Genomic DNA, 689 nt, shown 5'->3' on the forward strand with positions numbered 1-689 from the left:
CCCGCCCTCGGGCCTGTTTCCCCGCCTCGGCACCAAGGTACGCAAGGGCGATGTGCTCGCCACGGTGACCCCGCCGGTCCAGGCAATCGACGTCTCCGACATGCGCCAGCGCCAGGGCGAGCTCGACCAGCAGATCGCCATCGTCGAGCGCCGGGTCGAACGCTTCAGGCGCCTTGCCACGACGGGCGCCGTCGCCCAGACGCAGCTCGACGACGCGGTCGCCGAGTTGAACGGCCTGCACGACCGCCGCGCCGCCCTCGACAAAATCCGGCAGCAGTCCGAGACCCTGGTCTCGCCGGTCGACGGGGTGGTTGCGCAGGCGACCGCCGTCGCCGGCCAGATGGCGGCGCCCGGCGCCATGGTCTTTCAGATCGTCGCCCCCAACCGCCTCTGGGTCGAGGCCCTCAGCTTCGACGCCCTGACGGCGGCCCAGGACGCCACGGCACGGCTCGCCGACGGGCGCACTCTGAAGCTCGCCTACCAGGGCACGGGGCTGGCCGACCGCAACCAGGCCATCCCGGTGCAGTTCGCGGTGCAGGGTGACGCCTCCGGCCTGCGGGTCGGCCAGTTCGTCACCGTGCTGGCCGGGACCGACACCGAGCAGTCCGGCCTGGCGCTGCCGCGCTCGGCCGTCGTGCGCACCGGCAACGGGCAGGACGTCGTCTACGAGCACACCACCGCCGAGCGCT

The 689-nt window shown here is 73.0% G+C and carries 1 protein-coding gene; it reads left to right on the forward strand.

Annotation, left to right across the window (positions count from 1 at the left end):
* Nucleotides 1–689: HlyD family secretion protein (locus AX737_RS24805; protein ID WP_156453940.1), on the forward strand; the 689-nt coding region annotated here is incomplete at both ends.

It is taken from the genome of Methylobacterium sp. CCH5-D2 (genome assembly GCF_001556475.1).
Taxonomy (GTDB): domain Bacteria; phylum Pseudomonadota; class Alphaproteobacteria; order Rhizobiales; family Beijerinckiaceae; genus Methylobacterium; species Methylobacterium hispanicum.